Genomic DNA, 14,697 nt, shown 5'->3' on the forward strand with positions numbered 1-14,697 from the left:
TATCAGGATTAGTCGAGCGGATTGATCATCACCAGCATGCCGAAGTGGGGATGATCCAGGTAGTGCAGCTGTTCAGAACGCATCCGGCGTGATTGTTGTAGTCGGTAGCGCGCGGGGAGCGCTTCGACAGCAGCATCGCGGCTGAGCAGCAGGTCCGGTTTAAAGTGCAGGTAGCGCCCGCGATCCACCTTGATCACACCGTCTACACGGCCGTCAGCGGTATCGATGCGCACGCTGGGATTGCGCCCGGTGCTGACATTCTGAAACCAGCCACCGTGCCAGAGAATCTGGAACCCTTCACGTCTCAATCGAGAGGCATCATCACCGAGCACAAGGCGCTCTCTGGGCAGGGCTTCGAGCTGGCTGAAGGGGGCGCCGTCGTAGGGGCTGGGGTAGCGCGCTTCGGCAATGGCCGGTGGCGTCTGTTCCGGCTCCATGGCGTTGTACGGAAGGGCGCCGTCGCCATATGTGTTTTGTGTGAAGATGAGTACTTCGATGGTGTAGTCGCCCTCTGCCGCCTGGGCTGGCAGGGCGCAGCACATCAGTAGCGTGAGTAGCAGGGCGTTAAATCTCGTTGTCATTTGTCATCCTCGTTGGGTGTCAGCTGGCTGAGCAGTCCTTCGATACAGTGAAAGCGGTCTTCCGGCTTGGTCATGGGCAGAGTGAAGCGCAGCGCGCTGGCGCCGTCCAGTTTATACCGGTTGGGTTGTTGTTGTACCAGCATCACCAGCGTCAGCGGTTCGACACTGGTGTTGCTGCTGAATTCCAGGCGACCGCCGCGGTCGTTGGCTTCCAGCTTGTCAATGCCGAGCGCGTCGGCGCGCAGCTTGATTGCGGTCAGGCGGAACAGGTTGCGTGTCTGCGCTGGCAGCAGGCCGAATCGGTCGATCATCTCTACCTGCAGCTCGTCCAGCGCCTTGGCGCTGGCGGCATTGGAGATCCGCTTGTACATGATCAGGCGGTTATGTACGTCCGGCAGATAGTCGTCGGGGATCAGGGCCGGAATGCGCAGGTTTATCTCGCTGCCGTGACTCATGGGCTGATCCAGGTTCGGTGTTTTGCCTTCACGAATCGCTTGGATCGCCTGATCCAGCATCTCCATGTACAGACTGAAACCGATGCTTTGGATCTGTCCGCTCTGCTCTTCTCCGAGTAGTTCGCCGGCGCCGCGGATCTCCAGATCGTGGGTCGCGAGGGTGAAGCCGGCGCCGAGGGTGCTGGATTGGCTGATCGCCTCCAGTCGCTTGGCGGCATCGGGTGTCATCGCCTTGGGCGGCGGTGTCAGCAGATAGGCGTAGGCCTGATGGTGTGAACGTCCGACCCGGCCGCGTAACTGATGCAGCTGGGCGAGGCCGAACTTGTCCGCACGCTCGATGATGATGGTGTTGGCGTTGGGCACGTCGATACCGGTTTCAATAATGGTGGTACAAACCAGCACGTTGAAACGCTTGTGGTAAAAATCGGTCATCACCTGCTCAAGTTCGCGCTCGCGCATCTGGCCATGGCCGACGGCAACGCGCGCCTCGGGAACCAGCTCGGCGACGGCGCGCGCCGACTGTTCAATGCTTTTAACCTCGTTGTGCAGGTAATAGACCTGGCCGCCGCGCAGCAGCTCACGCAGGATCGCCTCTTTCAGCAGCGGTGTGTCCGATTCCCTGACAAAGGTTTTGACCGACAGGCGTCGCGCCGGTGGCGTGGCGATGATCGACAGGTCGCGGATGCCGGACATCGCCATGTTCAGGGTGCGCGGGATCGGTGTCGCGGTCAGGGTCAGGATGTCGACCTCGGCGCGCAAGGATTTCAAGCGCTCTTTCTGTTGCACCCCAAAGCGGTGCTCCTCGTCAATAATGACCAGGCCAAGGGATTTGAACTGCAGGTCACCCTGCAGCAGCTTGTGGGTGCCGATCAGGATGTCGACCTTGCCTTCGCTGAGGTCGCCGGCGATGCTCTGCTGCTGTTTGGCGCTGCGAAAACGTGAGATCAGCTCGACGTTGACCGGCCAGTCGGCGAAGCGGTCACGGAAGTTGTCGAAGTGCTGTTGCGCGAGCAGTGTCGTGGGCACCAGTACCGCGACCTGTTGTCCGGCCTGCACTGCCACGAAAGCCGCACGCATGGCAACCTCGGTTTTGCCGAAGCCCACATCGCCGCAGACCAGTCGGTCCATCGGCTGGGTGGAACGCATATCGCGAATCACTGCGTCGATGGCGTTGGCCTGGTCCGGCGTCTCCTCGAACGGGAAGCCGGCGGTAAATTGCTGGTAGGACTCCTCGGGACATTCGAAGCTTTTGCCTTCGCGTGCGGCGCGGCGGGCGTAGATGTCGAGGAGCTCGGCTGCACTGTCACGGACCTTCTCAGCGGCCTTTCGTCGCGCTTTGCTCCACTGCTCAGTGCCGAGGCGGTGCAGTGGTGCTGCATCATCTGAGGCGCCGGAGTAGCGGCTGATCAGGTGCAGCGAGGAGACCGGTACGTAGAGCTTGGCGTTATTGGCATACTCCAGAGTGAGGAACTCGTTGACCTCGCCCTCGGTGGCGATGGTCTGCAAACCCAGGTAGCGACCCACGCCGTGGTCGATATGTACCACCGGGGAGCCGATGTTAAGTTCGGACAGGTGACGTACCGACTGGTCACTGTCGGTCTGCTCTCGCTCTCGGCGGCGGCGCTGGAACACCTGCTGACCGAACAGCTGGGTTTCGGTGACTACCTGTATCGACTCGCGCAGGTTCAGCCCCTGTTCGAGCGGGTAGACGGTGATACCCAGTGCGCTGGGGGCTGTGATGAAATCGTCCCAGCCCTGGTACTCTTTGAGTTTCAGGCCGGAGCGGGTGGCCAGGTTCAGCAGTGCCTCTCGCCGGCCGGCCGATTCGGCGCACAGCAGCAGTGTCTGGCCCGACTCTTCGTGCAACTTCTTTAGCAGTGCCAGCGGATCGTTGCTGCCTTGTGTTGCTGTCAGGTTCGGCGGCGGGTCGCAGGGCAGGTTGTCGCGACCTGGCCTGCGCTCCTCTTCATCCTGATTGAGGCGGATGATGGGGTAGGCGCGCAGGGCGGTATTCAGTGCCTCCGGCGGCAGGAACAACTTGTCCGGTGCAATTACCGGGCGCTGCACGTCCCAGGCACGTTCTGAGTGCCGCGACTGAACCTCCTGCCAGAACTGTTGAGCCGCCTCATTCAGGCCGGACTCCTGAATCAGCAGGGTGTTCCCCGGCAGGTAGTCGAACAGCGTGGCGCAGTGGTCGAAAAACAGCGGCAGGTAGTATTCGATGCCGGCCGGTGTCAGGCCCGAGGCTATGTCCTGGTATACAGGACAGCGGGTGTAGTCGACGTCGAACTGCTCACGCCAACGCTGCTTGAAGCGGTTGATCGCATCCTTGTTGAATGGGTACTCGCGTGCCGGAAGCAGTCGGATCTTTTCGATCTGCTCCACAGAGCGCTGAGATTCGGGGTCGAAGGTGCGCAGGGTGTCGATCTCGTCATCGAACAGGTCGATACGGTAAGGGGTGTCGCTGCCCATCGGGAAGAGGTCGATCAGGGCGCCGCGTATCGCGAACTCCCCGTGTTCGTACACGGTGTCGACCAGCGAGTAGCCGGCATCGGTCAGTCGTGTGCGCATCTGCTCTACGTCGAAGCGTTGTCCGCGTTCCAGCCATAGTGAGTTGCCGGTGACGAAGCTGGGCGGTGCGATGCGTTGCATCAGCGTTGGAGCCGGCACCACCAGTACGCCGCTGGTCATCTCCGGCAGCTTGTACAGCGCCTCTATACGGGTGGAGATGATGTCCTGATGCGGCGAAAAGTTGTCGTAGGGCAGGGTTTCCCAGTCCGGAAACAGGTGCACCGGGTACTTCCGGTCGCAAAAGAAGCTGATCTCACTGCGTGCGCGGGCAGCGCTTTCGCTGTCTCGGCAGACCAGCAGGATAGGCCCCCTGTGTTGCTCGCTGATCGCGCGGATCAGCAGTCCCGTGGCGCTGCCTAGCACCTGACCAATGCGTTTTATGTCGCCTGGACTGTGAGGTAGCGGGGGCTGGAAACGGCTGGGCACGCGTGACTCCTTATTGAACGACCCGTTGGAGAGCGGCCTATTCTAACGGTGCGCGCACCAATTCGCAGCTCGAAAGGCGATTGATTGGCGGGCAGCCGTGAGAAAATGTTGGATGTGGTACAAAAGTCTAGCCAAGGTTGTTTGCCCAGCACGGCCGAAACAGGGATAATACGCGCACCCAAATTGAGCTGACACAATTTCGGAGTTTCCGCCTGTGACCCAAGAACTGATTTTAGCCGACTGGAATGCTCGTGAAGCGATCGCTGAAGCGATGGTACCCCTGGTCGGTCGTCTATACCGTGATCGCAACGTTGAGATATCAATTTACGGACGATTGATCGTTAAACGCTCCGTGATCGATATTCTCAAAAGCCACCGCTTTGTGCGTCAGGTAGAAGGCGAAGAGCTGTCCGTGGTTGACACCTTTCCGGTGCTCGAAGCGGTAAGCGAGATGAGCGTCAACAATGCTCATATCGATATCGGCAAGCTGGCGGTCAAATTCCGCGCAGAAGGCGAAGGGCGGTCTCTGAAAGAGTTCCTCGCCACTGAGCTGGCTGGTGCCAACGTGCCCGGTAACGGTACGCCGTCGACTGATGTGGTACTGTTCGGCTTCGGTCGTATCGGTCGTCTGCTGGCGCGCCTGATGATCGACCGCTCAGGTGCCGGTCACTCGCTGAGCCTGAAGGCAATCGTAGTGCGCAAAGGCAGTGCGCCCAACGATCTGGAGAAGCGTGCCAGCCTGCTGCGCCGCGATTCCGTACACGGCTCATTCAAAGGCACCATCCTGGTTGACGACGAGAGCCAGTCGCTGATCGTCAACGGTAACCTGATCAAGGTGATCTTCGCCGATTCCCCGGATACCATCGATTACACCCAGTACGGCATCAATAACGCGCTGGTGATCGATAATACCGGTAAGTGGCGTGACGAAGCGGGTCTGTCCCAGCACCTGAAGTCGAAAGGTGTTGCGCGCGTAATTCTGACGGCGCCGGGTAAGGGCGTGAAGAATATCGTCATGGGCGTTAATGATGGTGATGTGGTCGATACCGACACCATCCTGTCTGCTGCGTCGTGCACGACCAACGCCATCACTCCTGTGCTGAAGGCGATGAATGACAAGTACGGCCTTGCCAACGGTCACGTCGAGACGGTTCACTCCTATACCAACGACCAGAACCTGATCGATAACTACCACAAGGGTGATCGTCGCGGTCGCGCCGCTGGCCTGAACATGGTTATTACCGAGACCGGCGCTGCTAAAGCGGTTTCCAAAGCGCTGCCGGAGCTGGAGGGTAAGCTGACCGGCAACGCGATCCGTGTGCCGACGCCAAACGTCTCCATGGCTATCCTGAACCTCAACCTCGAAACCGCTGTCGAGAAAGAGGAGCTGAACGATTACCTGCGCAACATCGCCCTGCACTCCAAGCTGCAGAAGCAGGTTGACTACAGCAATTCACCGGAAGCCGTATCCAGCGATTTCGTCGGCTCTCGCGCTGCCGGCGTGGTTGATGGTCTGGCTACCATCACCAGTGGTAAGAGCTGTGTTCTGTACGTCTGGTACGACAACGAGTTTGGCTATAGCTGTCAGGTCGTGCGTTTGGCGCAGCGTATCGCCAAGTGCACCCTGCCGGCATACCCGATCGAGGCTTGATTCGATCGGGTTGAAGTTAAAAAGCCGCCTTCGGGCGGTTTTTTTGTGCCCGTTTCTTATGCCGAGATTACCTCCCCGTGTTAGATGGATTTGTTCTAACCCTAAGCATATTGATCGTAAAGGGCTGGATAATTGCCACCGAAAGTGCCTGATCGGAAAGGTACTTTGTAGAAAAATGACAGGGCGCTCAGGTATACTTGTGCGGATTTTTGGTGGCGCCTGGTAAATGCGTCTGTAAGACGTTCTGATCGATCGCTTCGGTCGGTCAGGTAAGGGGGAGCGTGCAGAGCGTAAACCAGGCGCCAGAACAGTTCATATTATTAGGTGAGGCGTATGATCAAGATCAATAAAGGTCTGGATCTACCTATTGCAGGGACACCCGAACAGGCTGTATCAGGCTCTGTCGATGTGCGCTCTGTAGCCCTCGTTGGCTCTGACTATGTCGGCATGAAGCCGTCCATGTCGGTCAAAGAGGGTGATCGAGTCAAACTCGGTCAGGTGATCTTTACCGACAAAAAAACACCAGGCGTTCAATACACCGCACCGGGTGCAGGTGTAGTTCGCGCGGTCAATCGCGGTGAGCGGCGAGTTCTGCAATCCGTTGTGATCGAGCTGGATGACCAGGAAGAAGCTATCGAGTTCAATAGCTATTCGGCTAATGAACTTGGTGGTCTGAGCCGGGAGCAGGTAGAGGATAATCTGATCCAGTCCGGTATGTGGACGGCATTTCGGACGCGTCCGTTCAGCCGCGTGCCGCAGCAGGGTACTACTCCAAGCTCGATTTTCGTTACCGCAATCGACACCAATCCTCTGGCGGCCGATCCCGCTGTTGTCATCCAGGCTGAATCCGAAGCCTTCAAGCAGGGCCTCCAGGTGCTGACTCGTCTCGGTGGCAAGAAGGTTTTCCTGTGTTCGGCGGCCGGTGCGGGCTTGCCGAGTGTCGAGGGCGTGAGCACTGAGGAGTTTTCTGGTGTCCATCCCGCAGGTAACGCCGGTACTCATATTCACTACCTCGATCCGGTATCCCGAGAAAAGATAGTGTGGACCATCGGTTATCAGGATGTGATCGCGATCGGTAAGCTGTTTACCACCGGTAAGCTGGCTGTGGAACGCGTGATCGCTCTCGGTGGGCCGCAGGTTGAAAAGCCGACGCTGTTGAAAGTGCGTCTAGGTGCCTCCCTCGACGAAGTTGTCTCCGGGCGTGTCAAAGGCGGTGATAATCGCGTCATCAGCGGTTCGGTCTGGAACGGCAGCACCGCTGAAGGCCCGTTGGCCTACCTAGGTCGCTACCACTCTCAGGTCAGTGTCCTGGCCGAAGGTAACTCACGTGACTTCATGGGCTGGGTTGCGCCGGGTGCGGAGAAGTTCTCCGTGCTGAGGATGTTCTCCTCCATGTTCTCACCGGGTAAGAAGTTCAACTTCACGACCACGACCAACGGTTCTGAGCGTGCCATGATCCCGGTGGGTCAGTTCGAAGAGCTGATGCCGATGGATATCCTGCCGACCCAGCTGCTGCGTGCGCTGGTGACCGGGGATATCGTAACGGCGATGCAGCTCGGTTGTCTGGAGCTGGATGAAGAGGACCTCGCACTGTGCACCTTCGCGTGCCCGGGTAAGTACGAGTACGGTCCGATCCTGCGTGACAACCTGACGCGCATCGAGCAAGAGGCGTAAGCGAGGCTGGCCATGAGTTTGAGAACTTTTCTGGATAATCTCGAGCCGCACTTCCATAAGGGCGGTAAATACGAGAACTGGTACGCGCTTTACGAAGCGGTCGATACCATCTTCTACACGCCGGGTAAGGTGACCAAGAGCGCAGCGCACGTGCGTGACGCTGTCGATCTTAAGCGCATCATGATCCTGGTATGGATGTGTACATTCCCGGCGATCCTCTTCGGTATGTACAACCTGGGCCTGCAGGCCAATACGGCAATGGCCGAGTTGGGTCTGACCGAAGCAACCGGCTGGCGCGGTTCTATCATCGGTGCGCTGACCGGGTTTGATCCGAACAGTGTTTGGGACAACATTATCTACGGTGCCGTGTACTGGCTGCCGGTTTATATCACCACTTTCATCGTCGGCGGCTTCTGGGAAGTCCTGTTCGCGATGAAGCGTGGTCATGAGGTCAACGAAGGTTTCTTCGTCACCTCCGTGCTGTTTGCCCTGATCCTGCCGCCGACGATCCCGCTGTGGCAGGTCGCTCTGGGTATCAGCTTCGGCGTCGTAATCGGCAAGGAAGTGTTCGGTGGTACCGGCAAGAACTTCCTTAACCCGGCGCTGACCGGCCGTGCCTTCCTGTTCTTTGCCTACCCGGCCAACATGTCCGGCGATGCGATCTGGACAGCCGTGGATGGCTTCTCCGGCGCAACTCCTCTGGGTATGGCGGCTGCCGGCGGTGTCGACCAGATCCTGGCCAGCAACATCACTTGGATGGATGCCTTCATCGGCACGATTCAGGGTTCCGTTGGCGAGACATCGACACTGGCGCTGCTGATTGGTGGTGTGATCATCATGTTCGCACGTATCGCGGCCTGGCGGATCGTCGCGGGTGTGTTCTTGGGAATGGTAGGCATGTCGGTGCTGTTCAATATGATTGGCTCCGACACCAACCCTATGTTCTCGGTGCCATTCTATTGGCATATGGTGCTGGGTGGTTTCGCCTTCGGTATGTTCTTTATGGCAACCGATCCGGTCTCCGCTTCGATGACCAACACCGGCAAGTGGGTATTCGGTGCCCTGATCGGTGTGATGGTGATACTCATCCGCGTTGTGAACCCGGCCTTCCCTGAAGGGATGATGCTGGCGATTCTGTTTGCCAACCTGTTCGCCCCGCTGATCGACAACTTTGTGGTGCAGGCGAATATCAAACGGAGGATGAAGCGCAATGTCGTCTAATAACGATACTATCGGTAAAACGCTTACCGTTACGATTCTGCTTTGCGTAATCTGCTCCGTGGTAGTGTCCGCTGCAGCGGTTATGCTCAAGCCCAAGCAGGTAGCCAACAAGGATCTGGACCGTAAGTCCAACATCCTGGCCGCCGCCGGTATCGCCGACCCGTCCAAGTCGGTCGATGAGATGTTCAAGCAGATCACCACCCGTTATGTGGATCTGGACAGTGGCAAGTTCGTTGAAGAACCTGCGGCCAACTATGACGCGGCCAAGGCGGCAAAAGATCCGCAGTTCGGTGAAAAACTGGATCGTGGCGTCGATATCGCATCAATCAAGTATCAGGCTAAGGTCATGCCGGTGTACTTGGTTGAGTCCAGCGATGGGGCTATCGAAAAGGTGATTCTGCCGGTTCACGGTTACGGTCTGTGGTCTACACTGTATGGTTTCCTCGCATTGGAGGGTGACCTGAATACCGTGGTAGGTTTGGGCTTCTACTCCCATGCCGAAACTCCGGGGCTTGGTGGTGAGGTCGATAACCCGCTGTGGAAGGCGCTCTGGCCCGGTAAAAAGGTCTACGCCGACAACACCTCCGATCCGGAGATTCACCTGGTTAAAGGCGGAGTGGATCCCTCGACTCCAAATGCCGAATACAAGGTAGATGCACTGTCCGGTGCGACGCTGACCAGTAACGGCGTAACCCACCTGATCCAGTTCTGGATGGGTAAAAATGGTTACGCGCCGTTCCTGAACAACCTGCGTGCAGGGGAGGCTTAACAGATGTCTAAGACAAATGAGGTCCTGGTAGGGCCAATAGTCAAGAACAACCCGATTGCGTTGCAGATCCTGGGTATCTGCTCTGCGCTCGCGGTTACGTCTAACCTAAAGACCGCGCTGGTAATGGGTATTGCCGTATCACTGGTAACGGCGTTCTCCAACCTGTTTATCTCTGCGATCCGCAACCATATTCCAGGCAACATCCGTATCATCGTTCAGATGACGATTATTGCTTCTCTGGTAATCGTGGTTGACCAGATCCTGAAGGCGTTTGCCTACGAGATCTCCAAGCAGCTGTCGGTATTCGTTGGTCTGATCATCACCAACTGTATCGTTATGGGGCGTGCTGAAGCGTTCGCGATGAAGAATCCGCCGGGCATCAGTTTCCTCGACGGTATCGGTAACGGACTGGGCTACTCTCTGGTGCTGATGTTCGTCGGTACAATCCGCGAACTGTTTGGTTCCGGCTCGCTGTTCGGTATCGAGATCCTGCCGCTGGTGAACAACGGTGGCTGGTATCAGGGTAACGGTCTGTTGCTGTTGCCGCCGAGTGCGTTCTTTATCATCGGTATGTTCATCTGGATCATCCGCTCCTGGAAACCGGAGCAGGTCGAGAAGCCGGAATATACCCTGGCGTCAAACACCAAAGGCGCTGAACATTAAGGGGGCTGCGTAAGTTATGGAACAGTATATCAGCCTTGCTGTCAGGGCGATTTTCGTTGAAAACATGGCACTGGCCTTCTTCCTCGGGATGTGTACCTTCCTGGCGATTTCGAAGAAGGTGCAGACCGCTATCGGTCTGGGTGTTGCCGTTGTCGTGGTACTGGTGATCACGGTTCCGGTCAATAACCTGATTTACAACTACCTTCTGCGTGAGGGAGCGTTGTCCTGGGCGGGCTATCCAGACGTGGATCTGAGCTTCCTGGGCTACATCTCCTATATCGGGGTTATCGCGGCGATCGTTCAGATTCTCGAGATGTTCCTCGATAAGTTCGTGCCGGCGCTTTATAACGCGCTAGGCGTGTTCCTGCCGTTGATCACCGTAAACTGCGCCATCATGGGTGCCGCACTGTTTATGGTCGAGCGTGACTACACCTTCGGTGAAAGTGTGGTTTACGGTGCAGGTGCTGGTCTCGGTTGGGCATTTGCGATTACCGCTCTGGCGGGTATCCGCGAGAAGCTCAAGTACAGCGACGTCCCGGAAGGTCTTCGTGGCCTGGGCATCACCTTCATTACTGTCGGTCTGATGTCACTGGGCTTCATGTCGTTCTCCGGCGTCCAGCTGTAATGCGGGCATGAACAGCTTAAAGGATGGAATAAACCTATGAATGCAGAAATCATTCTGGGTGTGGTTATGTTCACGGCGGTGGTGCTTGCACTGGTCGCCGTGATCCTGGCCGCACGCGCGAGACTGGTCAGCTCAGGTAGTGTGACGATCGAGATCAACCACGATCCGGAAAAATCGATCACCGTGCCGGCTGGCGGCAAACTGTTGCAAACCCTTGCTAACAAAGGGATCTTCCTGGCATCAGCCTGCGGTGGCGGTGGTACCTGCGCACAGTGTAAGTGTCAGGTGATGGACGGTGGCGGCTCCATGCTGCCGACCGAGGAGTCCCACTTCACCATGCGTGAAGCGAAAGAGGGGTGGCGTCTCTCCTGCCAGGTGGCAGTCAAGCAGGATATGAAGATTCATGTCGAAGATGATGTCTTTGGCGTGAAGAAGTGGGAGTGCACGGTCGAGTCCAACCCGAACGTGGCGACTTTCATCAAGGAGCTGACACTGCGCCTGCCTGAGGGTGAAAGCGTGGACTTCCGTGCCGGTGGTTACGTCCAGCTGGAAGCGCCTGTGCACGAAGTACACTACAAGGATTTCGATATCGAAGAGAAATTCCGTGGTGACTGGGATAAGTTCAACCTGTGGCAGTACGTATCCAAGGTCGATGAGCCGGTGATCCGTGCCTACTCTATGGCGAACTATCCGGAAGAGCGCGGTGTTGTTAAGTTCAACATCCGTATCGCGTCTCCGCCTCCGGGTAGCCAGGGTATCCCGCCGGGGCAGATGTCCTCCTACGTGTTTAGCCTGAAGCCGGGTGACAAGATCACCGTGTACGGACCGTTCGGCGAATTCTTTGCCCGTGAAACCGATAACGAGATGGTGTTTATCGGCGGTGGCGCGGGTATGGCGCCGATGCGTTCACATATCTTCGATCAGCTGAAGCGTCTGAACTCTACGCGTAAGATCTCCTTCTGGTATGGCGCGCGCTCCATGCGCGAGGCGTTCTACGTGGATGAGTTCGACACGCTGGCTGAAGAGAACCCGAACTTCAAGTGGCATCTGGCACTGTCCGATCCGTTGCCGGAAGACAACTGGACCGGCTATACCGGGTTCATCCATAACGTGTTGTACGAAAACTATCTGAAGGACCATGAGGCGCCTGAAGATTGTGAGTACTACATGTGCGGACCGCCGATGATGAACGCCGCCGTGATCAAGATGCTGCTGGATCTCGGTGTGGAGCGTGAAAACATCCTGCTCGACGACTTCGGCGGTTGATAGGGATGCGCAGGCTTATCAATAGTCTGGGATGGCCAGTAGCTCTGCTGCTGGCCGTTTTCTTTTTGGCGGGGTGCGAGAAGACGCCCGAGGTCATCGGCTTTGACGGCCTGACGATGGGCACAAGCTTCAGCATCCGCTGGGTTGACACGGAGCCGGGACGGGTCGAAACACTGCGCCCGAAGGTCGGCGAGCTGTTAAAGGCTGTCAACCAGCATATGTCGACCTATATTCCGGACTCTGAGCTGTCACTGTTCAACAAGGCGCCTGCCGGCAGCAGAGTAGCACTATCCGAAGGGCTGGCTCATGTTGTCCGGGCCGCCCTGAAGCTTAGCGGGCAGACTGACGGCGCCTACGACGTAACCGTGGGCCCGCTGGTTAATCTCTGGGGCTTCGGTCCCGATGGTCGGGTCGTTAACGCACCAACACCCGAGCAGCTGGAAACGATGCGATCCCGCGTCGGCTATCAGTCGCTTACGCTGTCTGCCGATGGCCACCTGACCAAAGTGGGTGATCAGTATGTGGATCTATCATCGATAGCCAAGGGTTATGGTGTGGATCTGATCGCGCAACTGCTCGAGCAGCAGGGTATTGGCAGCTACCTGGTCGAAATCGGCGGAGAGCTTCGTGCTAAGGGGCTAAAGCCGGACGGCAGCGATTGGCGGGTGGCGATCGAAAGTCCTGTTGAAGGTGTGCGCGAGATTGAGCGCGTGATCAGCGTTAAGGATATCGGTATTGCAACCTCTGGAGACTATCGCAACTATTTCGAACAGGACGGTGTACGATTTTCACACACAATCGATCCGCGGACAGGCTATCCTATCCGGCATCGACTGGCGTCCGTAACCGTGCTGCGGCCTACCTGCATGGAGGCTGATGCCCTTGCCACCGCGTTGATGGTGTTGGGCGAGGAGGAGGGGCTTCGCTTTGCGCAGGAGCGAAATATAGCCGCATTTTTTATTGTCAAAGAGGATAATGGGTTCAGGGAGATATCAACGCCTGAGTTTGAGGCATTCCTGAAGGAGGTTAACTGATGGATATCATGATTCTGACATTCGTAGCTCTGCTGGTCATCATCGGGGCAATGTCTATCGGCGTAGTGATGGGCCGCAAACCGATTGCGGGCTCCTGCGGCGGTATGAGTGCTCTGGGTATGGAAACAGCATGTGACATCTGTGGCGGGGACAAGGCTCGCTGCGAGAAGGAGCAGCGGCAGAAGGACTGTGACAAGCGCCAGCGTATAGAAGAGGAGCTGGCATACGAAGTTAAAGCCAAAGGTTAAACAATCAATCTAAAGCTTAATGGGATTGGCCGGCGCCACGGGTTATCTTTGGCGCGGGCTAATCGTTGCTTATCTGTAGAAGGGGAGTTGAATGGCTGAGTATGACTATGATGTCGTGATAATTGGTTCCGGGCCTGCCGGTGAAGGGGCGGCGATGAGTGCCGCGAAAAAAGGCAGGCGGGTAGCCGTCGTTGAGGAGCAGGATACCGTCGGTGGTAACTGCACCCACAAAGGCACCATCCCGTCCAAGGCGTTGCGACACTCGGTCAAGCAGATCATCGAATTCAACACCAACCCGATGTTTCGTGATATCGGCGAGCCGCGCTGGTTTTCATTTCCCAAGGTGCTTAATCGCGCCGGGAAAGTGATATCCAACCAGGTGATGCTTAGAACCAACTTCTACGCGCGCAACCGTGTTGATGTTTTCTTCGGGCGCGCCCAGTTTCGTGACAAGGGGGAGGTGGTAATCGAGGGCCGTTCAGAGGCGCGGGAGGTGCTGAGGGCCAAGAATATTATTATCGCCACCGGTTCCTCACCGTACATGCCATCCGATATCGATTTCAACCATCCACGCATTTACAACTCGGATACCATCCTCAAGCTGGGCCATACGCCGCGGACCCTGGTGATCTATGGTGCGGGTGTAATCGGTTGTGAGTACGCATCGATCTTCAGCGGGCTGGGTGTTAAGGTCGATCTGATTGATACCCGCGACCGACTGCTGTCGTTCCTCGACAGCGAGATCTCCGATGCCCTGAGCTATCACTTGCGAAATAACGCGGTGAAGATTCGCCATAACGAGGAGTACTCATCCGTCGAAGGCGATGCTCACGGTGTAATCATCAACTTCAAGTCGGGTAAGCGCGTTCGTGCCGATGCCTTCCTCTGGTGTAACGGCCGCACCGGTAATACGGCTCATCTCGGTCTGGAGAATATCGGCCTTAGTGCCAATAGCCGTGGTCAGATTACCGTCGATGGGCACTATCGTACCGAGTGCGAGGGCGTATACGCGGTGGGTGACGTCGTAGGCTGGCCCAGCCTGGCCTCAGCGGCCTTGGATCAGGGTCGAGCCGCCGCAGCGGATATGCTCAATGGTGAGGATTTCCGCTATATCAACGAGGTGCCGACCGGTATCTACACCATTCCCGAGATCAGTTCGATCGGTAAAACCGAAGAGGAGCTGACGGCGGAGGCGGTGCCTTATGAAGTGGGGCAGGCGTTCTTCAAGGATACTGCTCGTGCGCAGATCTCGGGCGAGCCGGTTGGGATGCTGAAGATCCTGTTCCACCGCGAAACGCTGGCGATCCTGGGTATCCACTGCTTTGGTGACCAGGCCTCGGAGATCGTTCATATCGGGCAGGCGATCATGGCGCAGGAGGGCAGTGCCAATACGTTGAAGTACTTCGTTAACACCACCTTCAACTATCCAACCATGGCAGAAGCTTACCGCGTCGCGGCGATCGCGGGTCTGAACCGAATCGAAAACCTTTAAGCGCTGATCTGGGGTAACGAA

General features: G+C 57.2%; 12 protein-coding genes. 10 read left to right on the forward strand and 2 right to left on the reverse strand.

Annotated elements, in window-relative coordinates; genetic code table 11:
• Nucleotides 1-8 precede the first annotated feature (8 nt).
• Complete coding sequence (locus tag IEX40_RS15805) at nucleotides 9-581, reverse strand: CsiV family protein (RefSeq protein ID WP_188749998.1); 573 nt, start codon at nucleotides 579-581, stop codon at nucleotides 9-11.
• Nucleotides 578-4,033 carry a transcription-repair coupling factor gene (gene mfd, locus IEX40_RS15810; RefSeq protein WP_188750000.1) on the reverse strand — a complete coding sequence of 1,152 codons (3,456 nt, stop codon included), beginning with the start codon at nucleotides 4,031-4,033 and terminating at the stop codon, nucleotides 578-580. Before mfd ends, IEX40_RS15805 begins: the two co-directional genes overlap by 4 nt.
• 214 nt (nucleotides 4,034-4,247) lie before the next feature.
• Between mfd and IEX40_RS15815 the strand changes: the two genes are divergently transcribed.
• The 10 genes from IEX40_RS15815 (at nucleotide 4,248) to sthA (ending at nucleotide 14,676) form a co-directional block, all read left to right on the forward strand.
• Entirely contained in the window at nucleotides 4,248-5,684 is a 1,437-nt protein-coding gene (locus IEX40_RS15815) for a glyceraldehyde-3-phosphate dehydrogenase (protein ID WP_229680797.1), read from the forward strand.
• 333 nt (nucleotides 5,685-6,017) lie between these two features.
• On the forward strand, nucleotides 6,018-7,358 hold the full coding sequence (locus IEX40_RS15820; RefSeq protein ID WP_188750002.1) for a Na(+)-translocating NADH-quinone reductase subunit A: 1,341 nt from the start codon (nucleotides 6,018-6,020) through the stop codon (nucleotides 7,356-7,358).
• 12 nt (nucleotides 7,359-7,370) lie between these two features.
• Nucleotides 7,371-8,579 carry an NADH:ubiquinone reductase (Na(+)-transporting) subunit B gene (locus IEX40_RS15825; protein WP_188750004.1) on the forward strand — a complete coding sequence of 403 codons (1,209 nt, stop codon included), beginning with the start codon at nucleotides 7,371-7,373 and terminating at the stop codon, nucleotides 8,577-8,579.
• Nucleotides 8,569-9,348, forward strand: a complete 780-nt coding sequence (locus tag IEX40_RS15830; RefSeq protein WP_188750006.1) for a Na(+)-translocating NADH-quinone reductase subunit C — start codon at nucleotides 8,569-8,571, stop codon at nucleotides 9,346-9,348. The genes IEX40_RS15825 and IEX40_RS15830 overlap by 11 nt, the downstream gene beginning before the upstream one ends.
• 3 nt (nucleotides 9,349-9,351) lie before the next feature.
• Entirely contained in the window at nucleotides 9,352-10,011 is a 660-nt protein-coding gene (locus IEX40_RS15835) for an NADH:ubiquinone reductase (Na(+)-transporting) subunit D (protein ID WP_188750007.1), read from the forward strand.
• A gap of 16 nt (nucleotides 10,012-10,027) precedes the next feature.
• Nucleotides 10,028-10,636: an NADH:ubiquinone reductase (Na(+)-transporting) subunit E gene (gene nqrE, locus IEX40_RS15840; protein ID WP_188750010.1), complete on the forward strand. Its 609-nt coding sequence runs from the start codon at nucleotides 10,028-10,030 to the stop codon at nucleotides 10,634-10,636.
• A gap of 36 nt (nucleotides 10,637-10,672) precedes the next feature.
• Entirely contained in the window at nucleotides 10,673-11,902 is a 1,230-nt protein-coding gene (gene nqrF / locus IEX40_RS15845; RefSeq protein ID WP_188750012.1) for an NADH:ubiquinone reductase (Na(+)-transporting) subunit F, read from the forward strand.
• Nucleotides 11,903-11,907: 5 nt separating this feature from the next.
• Entirely contained in the window at nucleotides 11,908-12,936 is a 1,029-nt protein-coding gene (locus tag IEX40_RS15850) for an FAD:protein FMN transferase (RefSeq protein ID WP_188750014.1), read from the forward strand.
• Complete coding sequence (gene nqrM, locus IEX40_RS15855) at nucleotides 12,936-13,184, forward strand: (Na+)-NQR maturation NqrM (protein ID WP_188750016.1); 249 nt, start codon at nucleotides 12,936-12,938, stop codon at nucleotides 13,182-13,184. Before IEX40_RS15850 ends, nqrM begins: the two co-directional genes overlap by 1 nt.
• Before the next feature lie 91 nt (nucleotides 13,185-13,275).
• Complete coding sequence (gene sthA / locus IEX40_RS15860) at nucleotides 13,276-14,676, forward strand: Si-specific NAD(P)(+) transhydrogenase (protein ID WP_188750018.1); 1,401 nt, start codon at nucleotides 13,276-13,278, stop codon at nucleotides 14,674-14,676.
• Nucleotides 14,677-14,697 lie beyond the last annotated feature (21 nt).

The organism is Marinobacterium zhoushanense (genome assembly GCF_014641945.1).
GTDB lineage: Bacteria > Pseudomonadota > Gammaproteobacteria > Pseudomonadales > Balneatricaceae > Marinobacterium_D > Marinobacterium_D zhoushanense.

Coding starts and splice junctions, on each gene's coding strand:
- IEX40_RS15805 (WP_188749998.1), bottom strand. CDS start 581: ATGACAACGAGATTTAACGCCCTGCTACTCACGCTACTGATGTGCTGC.
- IEX40_RS15820 (WP_188750002.1), top strand. CDS start 6,018: ATGATCAAGATCAATAAAGGTCTGGATCTACCTATTGCAGGGACACCC.
- IEX40_RS15825 (WP_188750004.1), top strand. CDS start 7,371: ATGAGTTTGAGAACTTTTCTGGATAATCTCGAGCCGCACTTCCATAAG.
- IEX40_RS15830 (WP_188750006.1), top strand. CDS start 8,569: ATGTCGTCTAATAACGATACTATCGGTAAAACGCTTACCGTTACGATT.
- IEX40_RS15835 (WP_188750007.1), top strand. CDS start 9,352: ATGTCTAAGACAAATGAGGTCCTGGTAGGGCCAATAGTCAAGAACAAC.
- nqrE (WP_188750010.1), top strand. CDS start 10,028: ATGGAACAGTATATCAGCCTTGCTGTCAGGGCGATTTTCGTTGAAAAC.
- nqrF (WP_188750012.1), top strand. CDS start 10,673: ATGAATGCAGAAATCATTCTGGGTGTGGTTATGTTCACGGCGGTGGTG.
- IEX40_RS15850 (WP_188750014.1), top strand. CDS start 11,908: ATGCGCAGGCTTATCAATAGTCTGGGATGGCCAGTAGCTCTGCTGCTG.
- nqrM (WP_188750016.1), top strand. CDS start 12,936: ATGGATATCATGATTCTGACATTCGTAGCTCTGCTGGTCATCATCGGG.
- sthA (WP_188750018.1), top strand. CDS start 13,276: ATGGCTGAGTATGACTATGATGTCGTGATAATTGGTTCCGGGCCTGCC.